Annotated in this window: 18 protein-coding genes, 4 tRNA genes and 1 pseudogene; 13 read left to right on the top strand and 10 right to left on the bottom strand. The window is 68.6% G+C overall.

What is annotated here, in order from left to right:
• Positions 1–260 precede the first annotated feature (260 nt).
• From purS to ACFYXH_RS15935, 6 genes are all read left to right on the top strand, one after another.
• The gene (gene purS, locus ACFYXH_RS15910; protein ID WP_215092426.1) at positions 261–506 is read left to right on the top strand and encodes a phosphoribosylformylglycinamidine synthase subunit PurS; all 246 of its coding nucleotides are present in this window, start codon (positions 261–263) and stop codon (positions 504–506) included.
• Positions 503–1,183 (top strand): phosphoribosylformylglycinamidine synthase subunit PurQ, encoded by a 681-nt coding sequence (purQ, locus tag ACFYXH_RS15915; protein WP_389562902.1) that lies wholly within the window; start codon positions 503–505, stop codon positions 1,181–1,183. The genes purS and purQ overlap by 4 nt, the downstream gene beginning before the upstream one ends.
• A complete protein-coding gene (purL, locus tag ACFYXH_RS15920; RefSeq protein ID WP_389562904.1) occupies positions 1,180–3,429 on the top strand; it encodes a phosphoribosylformylglycinamidine synthase subunit PurL in 2,250 nt (749 codons plus the stop codon). Before purQ ends, purL begins: the two co-directional genes overlap by 4 nt.
• Before the next feature lie 212 nt (positions 3,430–3,641).
• The gene (locus tag ACFYXH_RS15925) at positions 3,642–4,979 is read left to right on the top strand and encodes a hypothetical protein (protein WP_389562906.1); all 1,338 of its coding nucleotides are present in this window, start codon (positions 3,642–3,644) and stop codon (positions 4,977–4,979) included.
• Between the two features lie 41 nt (positions 4,980–5,020).
• Positions 5,021–5,812: a sterol carrier family protein gene (locus ACFYXH_RS15930; RefSeq protein WP_389562908.1), complete on the top strand. Its 792-nt coding sequence runs from the start codon at positions 5,021–5,023 to the stop codon at positions 5,810–5,812.
• Positions 5,813–5,946: 134 nt separating this feature from the next.
• Positions 5,947–6,753: an META domain-containing protein gene (locus tag ACFYXH_RS15935; RefSeq protein ID WP_389562909.1), complete on the top strand. Its 807-nt coding sequence runs from the start codon at positions 5,947–5,949 to the stop codon at positions 6,751–6,753.
• On the opposite strand, the pseudogene ACFYXH_RS15940 reads toward ACFYXH_RS15935, so the two are convergent.
• A pseudogene (locus ACFYXH_RS15940) lies at positions 6,754–6,948 on the bottom strand (twin-arginine translocation pathway signal protein); the annotation flags it as partial. It lies immediately after the preceding gene.
• Between the two features lie 293 nt (positions 6,949–7,241).
• Positions 7,242–7,472, bottom strand: coding sequence for a putative leader peptide (locus tag ACFYXH_RS15945; RefSeq protein ID WP_389562911.1), 231 nt, complete (start codon positions 7,470–7,472; stop codon positions 7,242–7,244).
• Between the two features lie 43 nt (positions 7,473–7,515).
• Between ACFYXH_RS15945 and purF the strand changes: the two genes are divergently transcribed.
• Together purF and purM are read left to right on the top strand one after the other, a co-directional pair.
• Positions 7,516–9,033, top strand: coding sequence for an amidophosphoribosyltransferase (gene purF / locus ACFYXH_RS15950; RefSeq protein WP_389562912.1), 1,518 nt, complete (start codon positions 7,516–7,518; stop codon positions 9,031–9,033).
• Positions 9,034–9,066: 33 nt separating this feature from the next.
• A complete protein-coding gene (purM, locus tag ACFYXH_RS15955) occupies positions 9,067–10,161 on the top strand; it encodes a phosphoribosylformylglycinamidine cyclo-ligase (protein ID WP_327324608.1) in 1,095 nt (364 codons plus the stop codon).
• Between the two features lie 84 nt (positions 10,162–10,245).
• Here the strand turns inward: purM and ACFYXH_RS15960 are convergent, their stop codons facing one another.
• Positions 10,246–10,497, bottom strand: coding sequence for a DUF3073 domain-containing protein (locus ACFYXH_RS15960; RefSeq protein WP_307662491.1), 252 nt, complete (start codon positions 10,495–10,497; stop codon positions 10,246–10,248).
• 278 nt (positions 10,498–10,775) lie between these two features.
• On the bottom strand, positions 10,776–11,861 hold the full coding sequence (locus ACFYXH_RS15965; protein ID WP_389562913.1) for a Leu/Phe/Val dehydrogenase: 1,086 nt from the start codon (positions 11,859–11,861) through the stop codon (positions 10,776–10,778).
• Between the two features lie 155 nt (positions 11,862–12,016).
• Here ACFYXH_RS15965 and ACFYXH_RS15970 point away from each other — a divergent pair, with 155 nt between their 5' ends.
• Both ACFYXH_RS15970 and bldC read left to right on the top strand, forming a co-directional pair.
• Positions 12,017–12,847 (top strand): hypothetical protein, encoded by an 831-nt coding sequence (locus ACFYXH_RS15970; RefSeq protein ID WP_389562915.1) that lies wholly within the window; start codon positions 12,017–12,019, stop codon positions 12,845–12,847.
• A gap of 475 nt (positions 12,848–13,322) precedes the next feature.
• The gene (gene bldC / locus ACFYXH_RS15975) at positions 13,323–13,529 is read left to right on the top strand and encodes a developmental transcriptional regulator BldC (RefSeq protein ID WP_003949541.1); all 207 of its coding nucleotides are present in this window, start codon (positions 13,323–13,325) and stop codon (positions 13,527–13,529) included.
• A gap of 366 nt (positions 13,530–13,895) precedes the next feature.
• On the opposite strand, the gene ACFYXH_RS15980 is transcribed toward bldC, so the two are convergent.
• The 3 genes from ACFYXH_RS15980 to hrpA all read right to left on the bottom strand — a co-directional run bounded on the left by ACFYXH_RS15980 (position 13,896) and on the right by hrpA (position 18,340).
• Positions 13,896–14,102 (bottom strand): DUF6274 family protein, encoded by a 207-nt coding sequence (locus ACFYXH_RS15980; protein ID WP_389562917.1) that lies wholly within the window; start codon positions 14,100–14,102, stop codon positions 13,896–13,898.
• Between the two features lie 145 nt (positions 14,103–14,247).
• Positions 14,248–14,322: transfer RNA gene (locus tag ACFYXH_RS15985), tRNA-Asp, on the bottom strand.
• Between the two features lie 94 nt (positions 14,323–14,416).
• Positions 14,417–18,340 carry an ATP-dependent RNA helicase HrpA gene (gene hrpA / locus ACFYXH_RS15990; RefSeq protein ID WP_389562918.1) on the bottom strand — a complete coding sequence of 1,308 codons (3,924 nt, stop codon included), beginning with the start codon at positions 18,338–18,340 and terminating at the stop codon, positions 14,417–14,419.
• Between the two features lie 134 nt (positions 18,341–18,474).
• On the opposite strand from hrpA, the gene ACFYXH_RS15995 reads away from it, so the two are divergent.
• The 3 genes from ACFYXH_RS15995 (at position 18,475) to ACFYXH_RS16005 (ending at position 20,485) form a co-directional block, all read left to right on the top strand.
• Positions 18,475–18,855, top strand: a complete 381-nt coding sequence (locus tag ACFYXH_RS15995; RefSeq protein ID WP_389562920.1) for a hypothetical protein — start codon at positions 18,475–18,477, stop codon at positions 18,853–18,855.
• Between the two features lie 77 nt (positions 18,856–18,932).
• Positions 18,933–19,664, top strand: coding sequence for a DsbA family protein (locus ACFYXH_RS16000; RefSeq protein WP_389562922.1), 732 nt, complete (start codon positions 18,933–18,935; stop codon positions 19,662–19,664).
• Positions 19,661–20,485: a cytochrome c biogenesis CcdA family protein gene (locus ACFYXH_RS16005; RefSeq protein WP_389562924.1), complete on the top strand. Its 825-nt coding sequence runs from the start codon at positions 19,661–19,663 to the stop codon at positions 20,483–20,485. The genes ACFYXH_RS16000 and ACFYXH_RS16005 overlap by 4 nt, the downstream gene beginning before the upstream one ends.
• 114 nt (positions 20,486–20,599) lie before the next feature.
• Here ACFYXH_RS16005 and ACFYXH_RS16010 read toward each other — a convergent pair.
• The 3 genes from ACFYXH_RS16010 to ACFYXH_RS16020 form a co-directional block, all read right to left on the bottom strand.
• Positions 20,600–20,673, bottom strand: a tRNA-Phe gene (locus ACFYXH_RS16010).
• A gap of 22 nt (positions 20,674–20,695) precedes the next feature.
• Positions 20,696–20,770, bottom strand: a tRNA-Asp gene (locus tag ACFYXH_RS16015).
• 39 nt (positions 20,771–20,809) lie between these two features.
• Positions 20,810–20,882 (bottom strand) — tRNA-Glu (locus ACFYXH_RS16020).
• Positions 20,883–20,934 lie beyond the last annotated feature (52 nt).

Below are 20,934 nucleotides of genomic sequence, written 5' to 3' on the forward strand. Positions count from 1 at the left end.
CGGTATCGCCGGTTCTGGCATGCGGTGATACCGGCTTTCCGGCTGGTGAGGGGCAATGCTGCTTTCCTCTGTATTCCTTTGTACAGCGGTAGGCGGCGCATTGTGAAGCCCAGCCAATTACATGCGCGTGTCCGACGGCAATGTGGGGCGGGATTTTTCTCTGGATTTTCCCCGGGCGTTCTCGAGATATCTACCCGCGTAGATTTTTCGGGCGGGTACGCTGAGGGAACCGCCCTCGCAACACACCACCGGGAGTGCCCGTGGCACGCGTCGTAGTCGACGTCATGCTCAAGCCCGAGATCCTCGACCCCCAGGGCCAAGCGGTGCAGCGCGCACTGCCCCGCCTCGGATTCGACGGGATCGCGGACGTACGTCAGGGAAAGCGCTTCGAGCTGGAGGTGGAGGGGCCGGTCGATGACGCCGCCCTCGCCCGCATCCACGAGATGGCCGAAACGTTCCTCGCCAACACTGTCATCGAGGACTTCGTCGTAAAGGTGGAGTCGTGACCGCTCGTATCGGCGTCGTCACATTCCCCGGCACGCTCGACGACAAGGACAGTCTGCGCGCCGTCCGACTCGCGGGCGCCGAACCCGTCTCGCTCTGGCATCGCGACAAGGACCTCAAGCAGGTCGACGCCGTGGTCCTGGCCGGAGGCTTCTCCTACGGCGACTATCTGCGGGCCGGAGCCATCGCCCGCTTCTCGCCGGTGATGGAGACGATCATCGAGCAGGCCAAGGCCGGTCTGCCGGTCCTCGGTATCTGCAACGGCTTCCAGATCCTCACCGAGTCGCATCTGCTGCCGGGCGCGATGCTCCAGAACAATCACCTGCACTTCATCTGCCGCGAGCAGAAGCTGCGGGTGGAGACGAGCGAGACGGCCTGGACGGCGGACTACACCGCCGGTCAGGAGATCCAGATCCCGCTCAAGAACATGGACGGGCGGTATGTCGCCGACGAGCGCACGCTCGACGAGCTCGAGGCCGAGGGCCGGGTCGCCTTCCGTTATCTCGACTTCAATCCGAACGGCTCGCTCCGTGACATCGCCGGCATCACCAACGCCGCGGGCAATGTCGTCGGTCTGATGCCGCACCCCGAGCACGCCGTCGAGCCGCTGATCGGTACGGGCCGTACCGACGGCCTCGGATTCTTCACCTCGATCCTGAAGAAGCTGGTCTCCGTATGACTCTCGACACCGTCAAGCACGCCACCGAGACGCCCGACGTCGAGCAGCCCTGGAAGGAACTCGGCCTCAAGCAGGACGAGTACGCGCGCATCCACGAAATCCTCGAGCGCCGCCCGACCGGCGCCGAACTCGCCATGTACTCCGTCATGTGGTCCGAGCACTGCTCGTACAAGAGCAGCAAGGTCCATCTGAAGCAGTTCGGTGAGAAGGTTCCCGAGAACGACGCCATGCTCGTCGGCATCGGCGAGAACGCGGGCGTCGTCGATGTCGGCCAGGGTTACGCCGTCACCTTCAAGGTCGAGTCGCACAACCACCCGAGCTACATCGAGCCCTACCAGGGCGCGGCCACCGGCGTCGGCGGCATCGTCCGCGACATCCTCGCCATGGGCGCCCGTCCGGTCGCGGTCGTCGACCCGCTGCGCTTCGGCGCGGCAGACCACCCCGACACCAAGCGGGTGCTGCCCGGTGTCGTCGCGGGCATCGGCGGCTACGGCAACTGCCTCGGCCTGCCGAACATCGGCGGCGAGGTCGTCTTCGACGAGTGCTACCAGGGCAACCCGCTGGTCAACGCCGGCTGTATCGGTGTGATGAAGCACGAGGACATCCACCTCGCGAAGGCCTCCGGCCCCGGCAACAAGGTCATCCTGTACGGCGCCCGTACCGGCGGCGACGGCATCGGCGGTGTCTCCGTGCTGGCCTCCGAGACCTTCGAGTCGACCGGTCCGGCCAAGCGTCCCGCCGTCCAGGTCGGCGACCCCTTCCAGGAGAAGCTCCTCATCGAGTGCACGCTCGAGATCTTCAAGGAGAAGCTGGTCGCGGGCATCCAGGACCTCGGCGGCGCCGGACTGTCCTGCGCGACGAGCGAGCTGGCGAGCGCCGGCTCCGGCGGTATGCGGGTCGAGCTCGACACCGTGCCGCTGCGTGATGCGACCCTCTCGCCCGAGGAGATCCTCATGAGCGAGTCGCAGGAGCGCATGTGCGCGATCGTGGAGCCGGAGAAGGTCGAGCGCTTCCTCGAGATCTGCGAGAAGTGGGACGTCATCGCCACCGTCATCGGTGAGGTGACCGAGGGCGAGCGGCTCGAGATCTTCTGGCACGGCGAGCAGATCGTGGACGTACCGCCGCGTTCGGTGGCCCATGAGGGCCCGACGTACCACCGTCCGTACGCCCGTCCGGAGTGGCAGGACGCGCTCCAGGCCGACGACGCGAACAAGCTTCCCCGGCCGGCGACGTCCGAGGAACTGCGCGAGCAGGTGCTGAAGCTGGTCGCATCGCCGAACCAGGCCTCGAAGTCCTGGATCACCGACCAGTACGACCGTTTCGTGCAGGGAAACACTGTGCTGGCCCAGCCCGAGGACGCGGGCATGATCCGGATCGACGCGGAGTCGAACCTGGGCGTGGCCATGGCGACCGACGGCAATGGCCGGTACGCGAAGCTCGACCCGTACACGGGCGCGCAGCTCGCGCTGGCCGAGGCGTACCGCAATGTCGCCGCCTCCGGCGCCAAGCCGCTCGCCATCTCGGACTGCCTGAACTTCGGTTCGCCCGAGGACCCGGCCGTCATGTGGCAGTTCGCCGAGGCCACGCGCGGTCTCGCGGACGGCTGCCTGCAGCTCGGCACTCCGGTGACCGGCGGCAATGTCTCGCTCTACAACCAGACCGGCGACGTGGCCATCCACCCGACGCCCGTCGTCGCGGTGCTCGGCGTGATCGACGACGTGAACCGCCGTACGCCGATCGCCTTCAAGGAAGAGGGCCAGCTCCTCTACCTGCTGGGCGACACGCGTGAGGAGTTCGGCGGCTCGGCCTGGTCCCAGGTCGTCCACGACCACCTCGGCGGGCTGCCGCCGGCCGTGGACCTGGACCGCGAGAAGCTGCTCGGCGACATCCTGATCTCGGCCTCCCGCGACGGCATGATCGACGCGGCGCACGACCTGTCGGACGGTGGTCTGATCCAGGCCGTCGTCGAGTCGTGCCTGCGCGGCGGTACGGGCGCGCGGCTGATCGTCCCGGACGGGCTCGACGCCTTCACCTTGCTGTTCAGCGAGTCGGCGGGCCGTGCGGTGGTGGCCGTGCCGCGCAGCGAGGAGCTCCGCTTCAACGACATGTGCGGGGCGCGGGGTCTGCCCGTGACCCGTATCGGTGTTGTGGACGGCGAGGACGTGGAGGTCCAGGGCGAGTTCAGCATCGCGCTGAGCGAGCTCCGTACGGCACACGAGGAGACCATCCCCGGTCTGCTGGTCTGACGCATCACCGATTGATTTGAGCCCCTGTCCGGGTCCGCCTCGGACAGGGGCTCAGTCGTGGCCCCGACGTCGTGGATACGGCGCGTGGAATTCCGTTCCGTCGGCGCGATATCGGCGTTCCGGGAACGGCGAACCGTTCACCGCCGCGAAGCCGGACATGCCTGCCTGATAGCTTCGTCGGCCGTGCCGTCGTACGGGGGAGCGGGAAGTCCATGAACTCATCGCCCATATCGCGCTGGCCGGACGATCCGGGCTCGCACATCGCGTTCCCCGACCGCCCCCCGCGGCTGTTTCCGGACCGCGGAAGCCGCCGGCGCAATGCGGTCAACCGGCTGCTGTGCGCGCTCGCGGTGGCCGGGATCGGCGGGGCCTGCTGGGGGTTCTGGCTGGAGTACGACGAGCACCGGGACGTGGCGGCGAGCCGCGAGAAGATCGTGAGCGCGTGCGGCGGGCTGGTGGAGCCGGACGCGGTCCTGCGGCTGAACGGCGGCATCCACCGGGTCAAGCCCAGCAGCGACGCGGACGACACCATCGACTCCGAGCAGCAGACAGGCAGTTGCGTCATCTACCGGGTGGGCGAACCCGGCACCACGTATGCGCACTTCGCGCTCACGGTCGTCCCGCAGCCCTCCGACGGATACGCCAACATCGTCTCCGGAAGCTCGAAAAACCCCTTCGACCGACGCGACCGTCCCAGGGACGAGGCTCTCGTGGCACGCGCCGACGAGGCGCTGCCGCACCCGCTCGGCGACGGCAGGCTCGGCCACTACGACGACTCGACCGCCACGGCGAAGGCGGTGTGCGCGAACCCGGCCAGGACGAAGGGGCGTATTACGTCCGTCAAGGCGCTGGCCGTGGCTCAGTACGAGGAGGACGCCGACGTCACCGCGGCGGACCTCAGAGCGCTGGCCGGTATCGCCCGCCACGCCGCCGATCGGGCTGCAGACCGGCTGGGCTGCGAGGCGGCGCTGCCCGAGGTCCCGAAGCGGCTGGCAGCCGCCGAGGTGCGGCTCGGCAGGGCGGAGTCGGCCTCCGGGACCTGCGGCTGGTACGCGCGGTTCACCGCAAAGGGGCGCGGCGAGCTGCCCGACCGGGCCCTCGATGCGCCGGCCGGCTCCGCGAGCTGGCAGGAAACCTGCCTCCTTGCGGTCAGTGCCGAGGAGACCCGCAGGATCTGGCCGCACCACGCGGACGGCGTGCTCAAGGACCAGCGCCTCTCCGACGTGCTGCGGTTCGCGGGGTGGTGGGTGAGGACGCAGTCGTTCTTCGGCGACGAGGCGGCCGAGGTCGTGGCCCAGGGCTTCGGAGGCGACCAGGTCAAGGTGGCACCCGGCACGGCGGGCAGGGGCCGCGGCACCCGGGTGTGGTGGGCCTCCTCCGTCTGCGAAGGACGGCCGGCTGTGCACACGATGACGCTGGGCAATGTGTACGACAGGGTCGTTCAAGGACGCCTCAGCGGGCTGTTGCGTGCGTACGTCGACGACGTCGCCGCCCGCCGCGGCTGCACGGACGTGAAGTTCCCCGAGCCCGCGGACTTCGTCAGGGAGTGAACGCCCGCCCGCTGTCGTACCCACCCCTTAATGTCGGTCTCATGCCACCGGCCAAGAAGCGCACCCGCAGTTACGACCCCGTCAAGATCCGCGCGGCCGTCCTCGCCCAGTTCGAGAACGTACGGCAGGCGGTGGGCACGCTCACGCCCGAGCAGCTCGCCCTTCCCACCCGACTCGGCGACTGGACGGTGCGCGATCTGGCCGGGCACATCGCCATGGTCGTCGGCGCTGTCGGCCGGAGTCTCGAGCAGCGCGAGCCCGCCAGGCAGGAACTCGATCTGCTGGACTGGCCGTTCGCGACCGTCGCCTTCGCCGGGAAGGTCTCCGACGACACCAAGGAGATTGCGGCGAGCGGTGAGCCCGAAGAGCTCTATGTGCGAACTGCCGCGCGGCTGGCCGAGTTGCTGCCCGCCGCGTCCGACGGCCGGCTGCTCGCCACCCGCGTCGGCGCGATGCGCCTCGGCGACTTCCTCGTCACCCGCACCGTCGAACTCATCGTCCACACGGACGACTTGAACGACGCGACGGGCCTCGGCATCCCGTACGACCGACAGGCGCTCGCCGCCTGCACCCGGCTGCTCGCCGACGCCCTCGCGGTGAAGGCTCCGGGTGCATCCACCGAGGTGCGCGTGCCGCCGTTCGCCGTTGTGCAGTGCGTCGAAGGCCCGCGGCACACGCGCGGCACCCCGCCCAATGTCGTCGAGACCGACCCGCTGACCTGGATCCGGCTCGCCACGGGGCGTACGGGATGGGCCGAGGCGCTCGAGGCGGCGAAGGTCAGCGCGAGCGGCGAGCGCGCCGACCTCTCGGGGCTGCTGCCGATCCTCGGCTGAGCGCAGTGGCTGATCGCAGCGGCTGAGCGCAGTGGCTGATCGCGGCGGGGGAACGCAGCGCGGGGACCCAGCGGCTGAACGCAGCGCCGGAACCCGGCGGGGAACCAGAGCCACACCTCCCCCGTCCCAACGGTATGCGCAACCAGCTGAGCATTCCTGTCACCGTCCTGGCCCTCCTCGCCCTTGCCGCCTGCGGCACGGAGCCGGGATCCGGCTCCGGCGACGGAGGCGGCTCGGTGAAGACCGATCTGCCCCTCACCGGCGTTCACTGGTCCGTCGACAGCGTGACCGTCGGCGGTAAGAAGTCCGCGGCGCCGGCCGGCGCGCATGTCGAGATCACGGACAAGGGCCGGGCCCAGGGCAACTACGGCTGCAACCACTTCGGCGCGGACGTCAAGGTCGACGGTGACACGGTCACCGTGAGCCCGGCCGAGATGACCGAGATGGCCTGCGCCAAGGACATCCAGGGCTTCGAGGACGAGCTGCGGGCCGCCTTCTCCGGCAAGCTCAAGGCGAAGATCGCCGACGGGAAGCTCACGCTGACCACCGAGAAGGGCGACTCCATCGCCCTCACCTCCGAGCGTCCGGCCGCGCTGGTGGGCACCAAGTGGTGGGTGAACTCACTCCTCTCCGACGGGACCGCGTCGTCCCTGCCGGCCGGCACGGACAAGAAGGCGTATCTGACCTTCGGCAAGGACGGTTCCGTACAGGGCAGCCTCGGCTGCAACACCTTCCACAGCACCGCGAAGATCACCGGCACCAACATCACCTTCGGCCGTCTCGCCACCACCCGGAAGCAGTGCCCGGGCCCGGAGATGACCGTGGAGCGCGAACTGCTCAAGGTCCTCGACGGGACGGTGACGTACAAACTGCAGCACCGCGGCCTGTCCCTCACCACGCCGAACGGCAAGGGACTGGCCGCGACCGCCGCGCAGAAGTGATCAGCCGGGGTACGGAAGCAGCCCGGCGTCCGTCCGCTCCCAGGCCGCCCGCAGCTCCGCGAGCCGCCCGGGCTCCACGGCCGCCTTGTCCGCCTGCTCCCGCGCGTCCTCGGTCAGCTTGAAGAGCTGGTCCTTGCGGCTCCTGCCCCGGTAGTACTTCCACTCCCCTCGCCGCAGCGCGCATGCCGCCCTAAGCGCCCGCGCCGCCCGGCAGGCCCGCTCCTGAGGCGCTGCGGCCTCGGCGGTCCCGGCCGCGAGCCCCACGGCGGCGGCCGCGGCGCCAACGGCTCCTCCGAAGGCGCGCCGGCTCAGCTTGTGGTCGTACGAGGTCACCGTGTCTCCAGACATGACTGGCCACGCTCCCGAGGGGGAGCGGCAGTGTGAAATGCGCAACGCGGGGCGGACCGACCGCCCTGTGAGCAGACCGGACCCGGACCGGACCCCGGAACAAGAACCGAAAGGACCCCCGAACCGGGGTCAGCGAGGAACTACACGCAGCGACAGATCGCGCTCGCGACACGGACCAGGTCAACGTGTCGGCGCTCCACCAGCGTGACCGTCCGGTCACCAAGAGGCTGCATGAGCCAGGAGCCTCCCCGAACCTCCGTGTACCTGTCAACGATCGTCCCGAAATGTGGACACCCGAATGGACACCCGCCAAGCCCCTGTGCGCCCGTCAGGACCGCCCCGGACCACCCCCGAGGGAGCCCGTTCCGCATCCCCAATTCGGACCAGTGGTCGATCTCGCCTACACTCGGTGCCGTGCCACGTGGTGACGGACGACTCAACCACGACCTGCTCCCCGGTGAGAAGGGCCCCCAGGACGCTTGCGGCGTCTTCGGTGTCTGGGCTCCGGGTGAAGAGGTCGCGAAGCTCACTTACTTCGGGCTCTACGCCCTCCAACATCGAGGCCAGGAATCCGCGGGAATCGCGGTGAGCAACGGCTCACAGATCCTCGTATTCAAGGACATGGGCCTGGTCTCGCAGGTCTTCGACGAAACTTCCCTCGGCTCCCTCCAGGGTCATATCGCGGTCGGTCACGCCCGCTACTCGACCACGGGCGCCTCCGTGTGGGAGAACGCGCAGCCGACCTTCCGGGCGACCGCCCACGGCTCGATCGCGCTCGGCCACAACGGAAACCTGGTCAATACCGCCCAGCTCGCCGAGATGGTCGCCGAACTCCCCAAGGAGAACGGCCGGGCCACCCAGGTCGCCGCAACCAATGACACCGATCTGGTCACCGCGCTCCTCGCGGGCCAGGTCGACGACGACGGCAAGCCGCTGACCATAGAGGCGGCCGCCGCCAAGGTGCTGCCCGAGGTCAGGGGCGCCTTCTCGCTCGTCTTCATGGACGAGGGCACCCTCTACGCGGCCCGCGACCCGCAAGGCATCCGCCCGCTCGTCCTCGGCCGCCTCGACCGCGGCTGGGTCGTCGCGAGCGAGTCCGCCGCCCTCGATATCTGCGGCGCCAGCTATGTCCGCGAGATCGAGCCGGGCGAGCTCATCGCCATCGACGAGAACGGCCTCCGCACCTCCCGATTCGCAGACGCGAAGCCCAAGGGCTGTGTCTTCGAGTACGTGTATCTGGCCCGCCCCGACACCGACATCGCCGGCCGGAATGTCTATCTCTCCCGTGTGGAGATGGGTCGCAGACTCGCCAAGGAAGCCCCGGTCGAAGCGGATCTGGTCATAGCGACGCCGGAGTCCGGCACTCCCGCCGCGATCGGCTACGCCGAGGCCAGCGGAATCCCGTACGGCTCCGGTCTGGTGAAGAACGCCTACGTCGGCCGCACTTTCATCCAGCCGTCCCAGACCATCCGCCAGCTGGGCATCCGCCTCAAGCTGAACCCGCTCAAGGAAGTCATCCGCGGCAAGCGCCTGGTGGTCGTCGACGACTCGATCGTCCGCGGCAACACCCAGCGTGCGCTCGTGAAGATGCTCCGCGAGGCCGGCGCCGCCGAGGTCCACATCCGGATCTCGTCCCCGCCGGTGAAGTGGCCCTGCTTCTTCGGCATCGACTTCGCGACCCGCGCCGAGCTCATCGCAAACGGCATGACGATCGACGAGATCGGCACTTCGCTGGGCGCGGACTCGCTCTCGTACATCTCCCTCGACGGGATGATCGAGGCGACCACCATCGCCAAGCCGAATCTCTGCCGCGCCTGCTTCGACGGCGAGTACCCGATGGACCTTCCCGACCCCGAGCTGCTCGGCAAGCAGCTTCTGGAGACGGAGCTGGCGGGCGGCGCCGATGCCGCCGACGCGCTCCGTCGCCCGTAAGTCCTGCAGTACGACACGAAAGTTCTCTCCGTCATGACAGCTGAGTCTTTTGAGCGTGCTCCGCACGCGGGCGCCGGTGCCAGCTACGCAGCCGCGGGCGTCGACATCGAAGCCGGCGACCGCGCCGTCGAGCTGATGAAGGAGTGGGTGAAGAAGACGCAGCGCCCCGAGGTCCTCGGCGGCCTCGGCGGTTTCGCCGGCCTCTTCGACGCCTCCGCCCTCAAGCGCTACGAGCGTCCGCTGCTCGCCTCGGCCACCGACGGCGTCGGCACGAAGGTCGATCTCGCCCGCAAGATGGGCGTGTACGACTCGATCGGCCACGACCTCGTCGGCATGGTCGTCGACGACCTGGTCGTCTGCGGCGCCGAGCCGCTCTTCATGACCGACTACATCTGCGTGGGCAAGGTCCACCCCGAGCGTGTCGCCGCCATCGTCAAGGGCATCGCCGAGGGCTGTGTGCTGGCCGGCTGCGCGCTGGTCGGCGGCGAGACCGCCGAACACCCCGGACTGCTGGGCGAGGACGACTTCGACGTCGCAGGCGCCGGTACGGGCGTGGTGGAGGCCGACCGGCTGCTGGGCGCGGATCGTATCCGTACGGGTGACGCGGTCATCGCCATGGCGTCCTCCGGCCTTCACTCCAACGGGTACTCGCTGGTCCGCCATGTCGTCTTCGACCGCGCCAAGATGTCCCTGGACCAGCAGGTCGAGGAATTCGGGCGGACCCTGGGCGAGGAGCTCCTCGAGCCCACCAAGATCTACTCGCTGGACTGCCTGGCGCTCACCCGGACCACCGAGGTGCACGCTTTCAGCCACATCACCGGCGGCGGTCTTGCCAACAACCTGGCCCGGGTCATCCCGGACAGCCTGCACGCGGTCGTCGACCGTTCGACCTGGACCCCGGGCGCGGTCTTCGACCTCGTCGGCAAGGCCGGTCAGGTCGAGCGGCTCGAGCTGGAGAAGACCCTCAACATGGGGGTCGGCATGATCGCCGTCGTCCCCGAGGAGTCGGTGGACGTGGCGCTGACCACGCTCGCGGACCGCGGCGTCGACGCCTGGGTCGCGGGAGAGATCACCGAGCGCGGCGAGCACACCACGGGCGCGACGCTCACGGGTGACTACGCAGGCTGAGCCCACAAGGGCAGCGCGAAACCCGGTCCGGGGCGTGGGCCTCGGACCGGGTCACGTAGCAACGCTTTTTGAGGTGTACGTACGTCAAGCGCCGCGGCGCTGTGACGACGGACCGGACTCGTCGTCCTCGTCATCGTCGTCGTTGTACAGATCCGCGTACTGTGCGTACGGGTCATCTTCCTCGTCGTCGTCCTCGAACGGCTCAGCGTTCGGTGGTTGACTCGAAGGCGATGCGCCCAGCTCATTGGCCAGACGCGACAGGTCAGTCCCGCCGCTGTTGTACTTCAGCTGGCGGGCGACCTTCGTCTGCTTGGCCTTGGCCCGGCCGCGCCCCATGGCTCGACCCCCTCGGTGACGGGGCTCGACGGCCCCAGAGTCTTGACACGCGTTCATAATTCGGAACGGACTCTCCATGGAGAGACCGGTCCGTAGGACTTCAACGGTACCTGCTTCCGCGGCCATACGGTACGCCGCCCGCATGACGCGCCACTTCGCAGGACCCGCGAGGAGCCCCGTCCTCGCTGGTCAACTGCGATTTTAACCTCTTCTTGGCAGTCGACCCGCCGACCGGGGTGAGTCTTGTCTCCCAGGTCGGCGGGCCGGCCCCGCGAGGATCAGCGTCCGCGGGCCTCCGCCATGCGCTGCTCGGCGATCCGGTCGGCCGCCGCGGCCGGCGGAATACCGTCTTCCTTCGCGCGTGCGAATATGGCCAGCGTGGTGTCGAAGATCTTCGACGCCTTCGCCTTGCACCGGTCGAAGTCGAAGCCGTGCAGCTCGTCGGCGACCTGGATCACGCCGCCGGCGTTCACGACGTAGTCGGGGGCGTAGAGGATCCCGCGGTCCGCGAGGTCCTTCTCCACGCCCGGGTGCGCGAGCTGGTTGTTGGCGGCGCCGCAGACCACGTGCGCGGTGAGCGCGGGCACGGAGTCGTCGTTCAGCGCGCCGCCGAGCGCGCACGGCGCGTAGACGTCCAGGCCCTCGGCGCGGATCAGGGCGTCCGTGTCGGTGACCGCGGTGACCTTGCCCGGGTGCTTGTCGAGGATCCGGCGTACGGACTCCTCCCGTACATCCGTGATCACGACCTCGGCGCCGTCCGACAGCAGATGCTCGACCAGGTGGTGACCGACCTTGCCGACGCCCGCGATGCCGACCTTGCGGCCGCGCAGCGTCGGGTCGCCCCACAGATGCTGGGCCGAGGCCCGCATGCCCTGGAAGACGCCGTACGCGGTCAGCACGGACGAGTCGCCCGCGCCGCCGTTCTCGGGGGAGCGGCCGGTGGCCCACCGGGTCTCCCGGGCCACGACGTCCATGTCGGCGACGTACGTGCCGACGTCGCAGGCGGTCACATAACGGCCGCCGAGAGAGTCGACGAACCGGCCGTAGGCGAGCAGTAGTTCCTCGGTCTTGATCGTCTCGGGGTCACCGATGATCACGGCCTTGCCGCCGCCGTGGTCGAGCCCGGCCATGGCGTTCTTGTACGACATCCCGCGCGAGAGGTTCAGCGCGTCCGCGACGGCCTCTGCCTCGGTGGCGTACGGGTAGAAACGGGTGCCGCCCAGGGCCGGGCCCAGAGCGGTCGAGTGGATGGCGATGACGGCCTTCAGCCCGGAGGCGCGGTCCTGGCACAGCACGACTTGCTCGTGGCCGCCCTGATCCGATTGGAACAGGGTGTGCAGGACGCCGTCGGTCAGATCGGTCACGGTGGTGACTCCCAGGTACGAAGCGGCGGAGGAAGGCCCTCCTGTGGGTGGGGAAGGCCCAGTTGGGGACGAGGGTAAGTCCTACGCGTGCGTAGATCCGACGCAGTGCTGAGGATCACCCCCTGGCGGAGTACCGGCGTGGAAGGATTCGCGGCATGCCAGCGCTGTCCTCGGTCCTCGTTCCCTACGCGGCCTACCTGCGGGTGTACGAGCCGCTGGCGGCCTTTCCCGAGCCCGAGCGGAGCCACTGGGCCCGCTACGCCCGCCGGGAGACCACCCCCACCGCCCAGGACGAACTGCGGCGCTCGCTGGCCGACTTGCTGCCCACCCCGCCGGTCCCGGTGCCGGTCCACGAGAGCGCCGACGCCTTTGTGACGGAGGTGGACGGGGTGGTGTGCGTCTGCCCGTGGCGTACCCGGCTGCGCGGCTGGCTGGCCCTGGAGGAGCTGGCGGAGCAGCTGCCGGCGCCTCTCCTCGACGCGGTGCTGCCGCCGGTGGTGCGCGGGCAGGCCGCCGCGGACTACGAGCAGTGGCGCGAGCGCAACCCGGACGCGCGGCCGTGGATCAGGACGTCGGTCTGGCAGATCCCGGTGCGCTGGTTCGCGCTCTTCTCGGACGAGGAGCGCGAGTACGAGCCCGCCGGGCCGGTGCTGCGCTACCGGACGCCGATGGTGCAGGCCCGGCGGCGGGTGGCCCGCGCGCTGAAGACGCTGAGAGAGACGATCGACGAGGGACAGCTGACCGAAGGCCTGGTAGATGTGGGGCGGTGGCTGGAGGAATTCCATCCGCGCTCCCTGGTCGAGCTGGACTACGGCGGCCTGGTGCACGCTCTTCCCGGACCGCAGCTCGCCGAGGACCGCTCGGCGGCGGATGTGGCCGAGGGGATCGCGGCGCTGCGGGCCGGAGACGGTGAAGGCGCGGGCGAGGCGTACGCGCGTCTTGTGGAGCGCTGGCGGGCCGTCAGGGACCTTCAGTCCGCAAACTGAGCGTTCCGGGGACCACTGAGCTCATCGGTCCAGGACGTAGGTCCCGTTCCGGGCCTTTGTATCAAGCGTGACGGACGGCACTTACCAGCCCCTTGCGCCCATCACCTACCCTCGTGTCAAAATAGGACAAGGAGCCCGGTGAGGGCTCCTTCCGTCCAAGTAAGGGCGGAATACTCGGCATTGCACTCTATGGGGGGTCTGATGACTCCTGATCATCCTGTGACTGATCGTCACTGTGGCGTGACTGTCCGTTATGGCATGGTCCATCGGCTTCCGCCGCTGATGAACACCTCAGAGGGCAATTCCATCGGTTTGGCCGACGTGGCTGGACGGATGGTGTAGTTGTAGTGCCGAGGACAAGCCGTTCGTCCTATAACCGACTCGACCCGCGTCCGCCATTTCGGGCAACGCGGGTCAAGGTGCAGAATTTAGAGGAAAGAACCGAGATGGTTCGGTTCTCCCGAGGAGGCCGCTCATGACCGCTCGCACCCCTGATGCCGAGCCGCTGCTGACCCCGGCTGAGGTTGCCACGATGTTCCGCGTGGACCCGAAGACGGTCACCCGCTGGGCCAAGGCTGGCAAGCTCACGTCCATCCGCACGCTCGGTGGACATCGTCGGTACCGCGAGGCAGAGGTCCGCGCACTGCTTGCGGGTATTCCGCAGCAGCGTAGCGAGGCCTGAACACCCCATTGATCGGGCATTTCCGGGACCCCCATCCCGGGCAAGCCCACCGATAGCGCCACATGGCGGCCGTCTGCCCCAACAGACTTCGTCATTGATCGCGCTGGACTCCGCCGGGTCCAGCGCGATCTTTTTTGTGCCCGCAGGCGGGCCGGGGTGACCCGTGGAGGCTGCTGCGGGTGGGGGCGGCCGGCGGACGGGGAAGTGCCCGGAGAGTGGTGCAATTGCACATATTAAATTGGTTGCTTGTAAGAAGGGGGTAAGTTCCCCGCTTTCGAAAACTCACCCGGTGACACCCGTCACACCGCACAACTCTTGCCAAAGACGCGCCTGTCACCGAAAAAACCGGCGGTAACGAGGCGTAGGTCACTCAGGGGCAGGAGCTTCGTCCTCGGCTGTAGGGGTGAGTGCGGGGACGGACGTGGGGGCGGACATGGGCAGTTCCATGGCGAGCCGCTGGAGGCGATGGCATATGGGGCAGTGCCGCGTGAGATGCCGGTAGCCGGACGCTGCCTTCAGGTGGGCGCGTAGAAGCGCTCTGGTCTCGTGCTGCCTCGCTGCGGACGCCGCCATGCACGTCACCTCCGGGTGTGTGCCGTCCTCTAATGACTGGGTACCGGTGGCAGATGACGCCGTCAAGACGGCCGTACGACGCAGCGTGGGGGCATGGCACGACGAAGGCCCGCATCCCCTAGGGATACGGGCCTTCGATCTACTGCGGTCCTGACGGGATTTGAACCCGCGGCCTCCACCTTGACAGGGTGGCGAGCACTCCAAACTGCTCCACAGGACCAGGTTTCGCAGCCTCTAACTACGCGTTGGCTGCGAGAGAGACTGTACAGCAGGTCAGGGGGTGCGGTCGAACTCGATGCAAGCAGCCCCGCCGGTCACGGCGCCGCCGCGTCGATCGCCTTGACGATGCGCTTGTCGGAGACCGGATACGCCGTGCCCAGCGCGTGCGCGAAGTAGCTCACCCGCAGCTCCTCGATCATCCAGCGGATGTCCAGGACCTCCTGCGGGACCGGGCGGCCCTGCGGCATCTGCTCCAGCAGCCAGGCGTACTCGTCCTGCATCTCGTGGACCTTCTCCATGCGCGTCGTGTCGCGCTGCACGCCCGTCGGCATCTGCTGCAGCCGGCGGTCCACCGCGACCAGGTAGCGCATCAGGTCCGGCAGCCGCCGCAGGCCCGTCCTGGTGACAAAGCCGGCCGGCATGAGGGCCGCGAGCTGCTGTCGTACGTCCTGGACGTTGTTGACGAGCGTCAGGCTGTTCGTGGCCTTCAGACGGCGCTCGCAGGCCTGCCAGGCGGCCAGGATCTGCTCCACCTGGCCCACGGTCCGTACCGTCGCGTCGACGAGGTCGGCACGCACCTTGTCGTACAGCTTGCGGAACGACTCCTCGTCCCAGGCCGGACCGCCGTGGTCGGCGATCAGCTTGTCCGCCGCGGCCATGGCGCAGTCGTCGAAGAGCGCCTGGATCGAGCCGTGAGGGTTACGGGACAGCGCCAGCTTCTGCTGGTTGTTGAGCTTGTCCGAGGCGAACTTGGCAGGGTTCACCGGAATGTTGAGCAGGATCAGCCGCCGCGTGCCCCGCCACATCGCCTGCTGCTGCTCGGCCTCGGTGTCGAAGAGGCGTACCGAGACGTTCGCGCCGTCGTCGACCAGGGCCGGGTACGCCTTGACCGGCTGGCCCGCCCTGCGGGTCTCGAAGACTCGGGTCAGCGTGCCGATCGTCCAGTCGGTCAGACCCGTGCGCTCCAGGGACTCCCCCGAGGGGCCGGACGTGGCGGCCGCCGCGGCCTTGGAGAGGGCCTGGCGCGCCTTCGGCTTCAGCTGGAGCTTCAGCGCCTCCAGATCCTTGTCCTCGGCGAGCTTCTTGCGGCGCTCGTCGACGATCCGGAACGTGATCTTCAGGTGATCGGGAATCCGGGTCAGGTCGAAGTCGTCGGCCGTGACCGGGACGCCGACCATGCGCTGCAGCTCACGTGCGAGCGTGGTGGGCAGCGGCTCCTGCAGGGGCACGGCCCGCTCCAGAAACGCCTTCGCGTAGTTCGGCGCCGGGACGTAGTGCCGGCGGATCGGCTTGGGGAGGGAGCGGATCAGCTCCATCACCACGTCCTCGCGCAGGCCCGGGATCTGCCAGTCGAAGCCCTCGGAGGTGACCTGGTTCAGCACCTGGAGAGGGATGTGGACGGTCACGCCGTCCGCGTCCGCGCCCGGCTCGAACTGGTACGTCACCCGGAACTTCAGCGCACCCTGGCGCCAGGAGTCCGGGTAGTCGTCCTTGGTGACCGATCCGGCCTTCTCGTTGATGAGCATCTCGCGCTCGAAATCGAGAAGTTCGGGCTCGTCCCGGCGCTTGTGCTTCCACCAGGAGTCGAAGTGTGCACCCGACACGACATGTTCGGGCACCCGCTGGTCGTAGAAGTCGAAGAGCGTCTCGTCGTCCACCAGGATGTCGCGGCGGCGTGCGCGGTGCTCCAACTCCTCGACCTCGGTGAGGAGTTTGCGGTTGTCGGCGAAGAACTTGTGGTGCGTACGCCAATCGCCCTCGACCAGCGCGTTGCGGATGAACAGATCGCGGGACGTCTCCGGATCGATCCGCCCGTAGTTCACCTTGCGCTGCGCGACGATCGGCACGCCGTACAGCGTGACCCTCTCGTACGCCATCACCGCCGCAGCGTCCTTCTCCCAGTGCGGCTCGCTGTAGGTGCGCTTGATCAGATGCTGGGCGAGCGGCTCGATCCACTCCGGCTCGACCCTGGCGTTGACGCGGGCCCACAGCCGGGAGGTCTCGACGAGCTCCGCCGACATGATGAAGCGCGGAGGCTTCTTGAAGAGCGCCGAGCCGGGGAAGACCGCGAACTTGGCGCTGCGGGCGCCCAGATACTCGTTCTTGTCCGTGTCCTTGAGGCCGATGTGCGAGAGCAGACCGGCCAGCAGCGAGGTGTGGACGGACTGCTCGGGAGCGTCCTCCTCGTTGAGATGGATGCCCATCTGCTTGGCGACTGTACGCAGCTGCGCGTAGATGTCCTGCCACTCGCGGATGCGCAGGAAGTTCAGATACTCCTGCTTGCACATCCGGCGGAAGCTGGAGGAGCCGCGCTCCTTCTGCTGCTCGCGGATGTAGCGCCAGAGATTGAGGAAGGCGAGGAAGTCGGAGGTCTCGTCCTTGAAGCGGGCGTGCTGCTGGTCGGCCTGCGTCTGCTTGTCGGCGGGCCGCTCGCGCGGGTCCTGGATGGAGAGCGCGGCCGCGATCACCATGACCTCGCGTACGCAGCCGTTCTTGTCGGCCTCGATGACCATGCGGGCCAGTCGCGGGTCGACGGGCAGCTGGCTCAGCTTGCGGCCGAGCGGCGTCAGCTTCTTCTTCGGATCCTTCTGGACCGGGTCGAACGCGCCCAGTTCCTGCAGGAGTTGGACACCGTCGCGGATGTTGCGGTGGTCCGGCGGGTCGATGAAGGGGAACTTCTCGATGTCGCCGAGGCCGGCCGCGGTCATCTGGAGGATGACGGAGGCCAGGTTCGTCCGGAGGATCTCGGCGTCCGTGAACTCGGGACGGGAGTCGAAGTCGTCCTCGGAGTAGAGACGGATGCAGATGCCGTCGGACGTACGGCCGCAGCGGCCCTTGCGCTGGTTGGCGCTGGCCTGGCTGATCCGCTCGATGGGCAGGCGCTGGACCTTGGTGCGATGGCTGTAGCGGGAGATACGGGCGGTGCCCGGGTCGATCACGTACTTGATGCCGGGGACGGTCAGCGAGGTCTCGGCGACATTCGTGGCGAGGACGATGCGGCGGCCGGTGTGCGGCTGGAAGACGCGGTGCTGCTCGGCATGCGAGAGGCGTGCGTAGAGGGGGAGTACCTCCGTGAAGCGATACTGCTTCTTGTTGAGCGCGTCCGCGGTGTCGCGGATCTCGCGCTCGCCGGAGAGGAAGACGAGGATGTCGCCCTTGCCCCCGGACTGGAGCTCCTCGACGGCGTCGCAGATCGCGGTGATCTGATCGCGGTCGGACTCCTCGCTTTCGTCCTCGAGGAGTGGTCGGTAGCGGACCTCGACGGGGTAGGTACGGCCGCTGACCTCGACGATCGGAGCGTCGCCGAAGTGGCGCGAGAAGCGCTCCGGATCGATCGTCGCGGAGGTGATGATCACCTTGAGGTCGGGGCGCTTCGGCAGCAGCTGGGCCAGATAGCCGAGCAGGAAGTCGATGTTGAGGGACCGCTCATGGGCCTCGTCGATGATGATCGTGTCGTACGCGCGCAGCTCGCGGTCCGTCTGGATCTCGGCGAGGAGGATGCCGTCCGTCATCAGCTTGACGAAGGTGGCGTCCTGGTTGACCTGGTCGGTGAAGCGGACCTTCCAGCCGACCGCCTCGCCGAGCGGGGTACGGAGCTCTTCCGCGACGCGTTCGGCCACGGTACGGGCGGCGAGCCTGCGCGGCTGCGTATGGCCGATCATGCCGCGTACGCCCCGGCCCAGCTCCAGACAGATCTTCGGGATCTGGGTCGTCTTGCCCGAACCGGTCTCACCCGCGACGATCACGACCTGGTGGTCCCGTATCGCCTCGAGGATCACGTCCTTCTTCTGGCTGACCGGCAGCTGCTCGGGGTAGGTGACCTCGGGCACCCGGTCGGCGCGCCCAGTCACGCGGGCAGCGGAGCGCTCGGCCTCGGAGGCGATCTCGTCCAGCACGGCCTGCCGCGCCTCGGGCTTACGGATGCGGCGGGCGCCTTCGAGACGACGGCCGAGCCGCTGGGCGTCGCGCAGCGACACCCCGGCCAGGAGGGTCTGAAGGTCGGCGAAGGAAGTAGACATACGGATCCCAGGATCGCACCCCCGGGAAAGCACTGGCGAACGCATTTCGCTCAGGAGCTGGTGCAGTATGGAGCAGATCCGTCCAGTTCTGCAGCAAGATCCGAAGCAGATCCGAAGCCAAGGGAAGCGCGTCCATGCCGCTCAGCCGCGAGTGCCGGCGCCGTCTTCCGGCGACCGTGACCGCGCTGCTGGGACTGCTTTTCGCGCTGCTGCTGTGTTCGACGGCACATGCGAGCGCCGAGCCGGCCGAGGGCCGGGCGGTGGGCGTCGTCGTCGCCGACCAGGGCCAGGCGCCCGGCTGCGGCAAGGGAGTGCCGGACGACGGCAGGGGCGCGCGGCCCTCGACCCCGCCGCGCGGTTCTTCCTCGTACGAGCTGCTGCCCGCACTGCATCACGCCCACGACGGCTCCGGCTCCTGGTGCCAGGACGGTACGGCCCTGGACATCAGCCCGGAACGCGGGCCGCCGGCACTGGCCCCGCCCTCACCGGTCGACCTCTCCATCCTGCGCGTTTAGGCCCGCCCGACGGGCCGCGCTTCGGCGTGGCCGCGCTCGTGCCGTTTTCGCCTTTCGCTCAGGAGTACCGAACCGCCATGTCTTCCGCTTCCCGTTCCTCTCGCTCTTCCCGTAAGCCGATCGCCATCGGTGCCGGTGTCGTCGTCGCCGCGGTGCTGCTCGGCATCGCCTCGTACACAGCCACCAGGCCCGAGTCGCCTTCGGGCTCCGCCGCAGCCGCCGAGGTCTCCGCCGAACCGGGCGCCGGCGCCTACCCCGAGCCGGCGAAACTCGCCCGCCGCGACGCCAGGGACCCGCTCGCCCTGGGCCGCGCGGACGCGCCCGTCGTCATGGTCGAGTACGCCGACTTCAAGTGCGGCTACTGCGGGAAGTTCGCCCGTGACACCGAGCCCGCGCTGGTGAAGAAGTACGTGGACAAGGGCGTCCTGCGCATCGAGTGGCGCAACTTCCCGATCTTCGGCGAGGACTCGGAGGCGGCGGCGCGTGCGGCCTGGGCGGCCGGGCAGCAGGGCCGCTTCTGGCAGTTCCACGCCGCCGCGTACGCCGAGGGCTCGAAGGAGAAGGGGTTCGCCAAGGACCGGCTGGTCGCGCTCGCGCGGGACGCCGGGGTCAAGGACCTCGACCGCTTCGCGCGCGACCTGGACGGGGGAGGCGCGCGGCAGGCGGTGAAGAAGGACCAGGAGGAGGCGTACGGACTCGGCGCCACCTCCACCCCCTCGTTCCTGATCAACGGCCGTCCCATCGCCGGGGCCCAGTCGACGGCGACCTTCACCGAGGCCATCGAGGCGGCGAAGCAGGCCGCCAAGTGACGGACATCGGCTATCTGGCCGCCTTCTTCGGCGGCCTCCTCGCGCTGATCAGCCCGTGCAGCGCGCTGCTGCTCCCGGCGTTCTTCGCGTACTCCTTCGACTCGGGCGGCAAGCTGCTGGCCCGTACCGGAATCTTCTACGCGGGACTGGCGACGACCCTCGCCCCGCTGGGCGCCGCCGGGTCCCTCGCCGGGCGGTTCTTCTACGGCCACCGCGATCTGCTCGTCTCCGTCGGCGGCTGGCTGATCATTGCGCTCGGGGTGGCCCAGATCCTCGGGATGGGCTTCGCCTCGCGCCGTATGGCCGAGATCTCCGGCCGCATCCGCCCGACGACCGCGGTCTCCGTCTACGCCCTGGGTCTGGTCTACGGCCTTGCGGGCTTCTGCGCGGGGCCGATCCTCGGCAGCGTCCTGACGGTGGCGGCACTGAGCGGCAGCCCCGTCTACGGCGGGTTGCTCCTCGCGGTCTACGCACTGGGCATGGCTGTCCCGCTCTTCCTGCTCGCGCTCCTGTGGGAACGGTTCGACCTGGGCAAACGCCCCTGGCTGCGCGGCCGTTCGATGCGCGTGGGCCGCTTCGAACTGCATACGACCTCGCTGCTGTCGGGCCTGTTCTTCATCGTGCTCGGGGTGGTCTTCCTCGCCTTCGACGGCACGACGGCGCTGCCCGGGCTGCTGTCGGTCGACGACTCGTTCGCGGCGGAGGAATGGGCGAGCGGCCTCGGCGGTGCGGTCCCGGACTGGGCACTGCTGATCGTGGTGGTGGCGGTGGTGTCGATCACCCTCGGCGTCCGCGGCCGGCGCCGCCGGGAAGAGGCGTAAAGAAGAGGCGTAGAAGCCGAAGGGCCCCGCCGACGGGCGGGGCCCTTCGGGACCGCGCCGCTCCCGGAACACGACGAAAGCCCCGGTCCGGGAAGGATCGGGGCTTTCGGGTTGTGGCTGGGGCCGGGGTCGAACCGGCGACCTATCGCTTTTCAGGCGATCGCTCGTACCAACTGAGCTACCCAGCCACGCAGCTCTTACGAGCCGCAGCGGTCCTGACGGGATTTGAACCCGCGGCCTCCACCTTGACAGGGTGGCGAGCACTCCAAACTGCTCCACAGGACCAAGCAATGTGCGAGCACAAGTCTCGCACACGGTTTTGCGTGCCCCCAACGGGATTCGAACCCGTGCTACCGCCTTGAAAGGGCGGCGTCCTGGGCCACTAGACGATGAGGGCTAAGGGCCCACCTGGGCGCCTTTCGGCGCGTCGGGGACGTGAGAAGCATATG

The sequence above is a fragment of the Streptomyces sp. NPDC002730 genome (assembly GCF_042888805.1).
GTDB lineage: Bacteria > Actinomycetota > Actinomycetes > Streptomycetales > Streptomycetaceae > Streptomyces.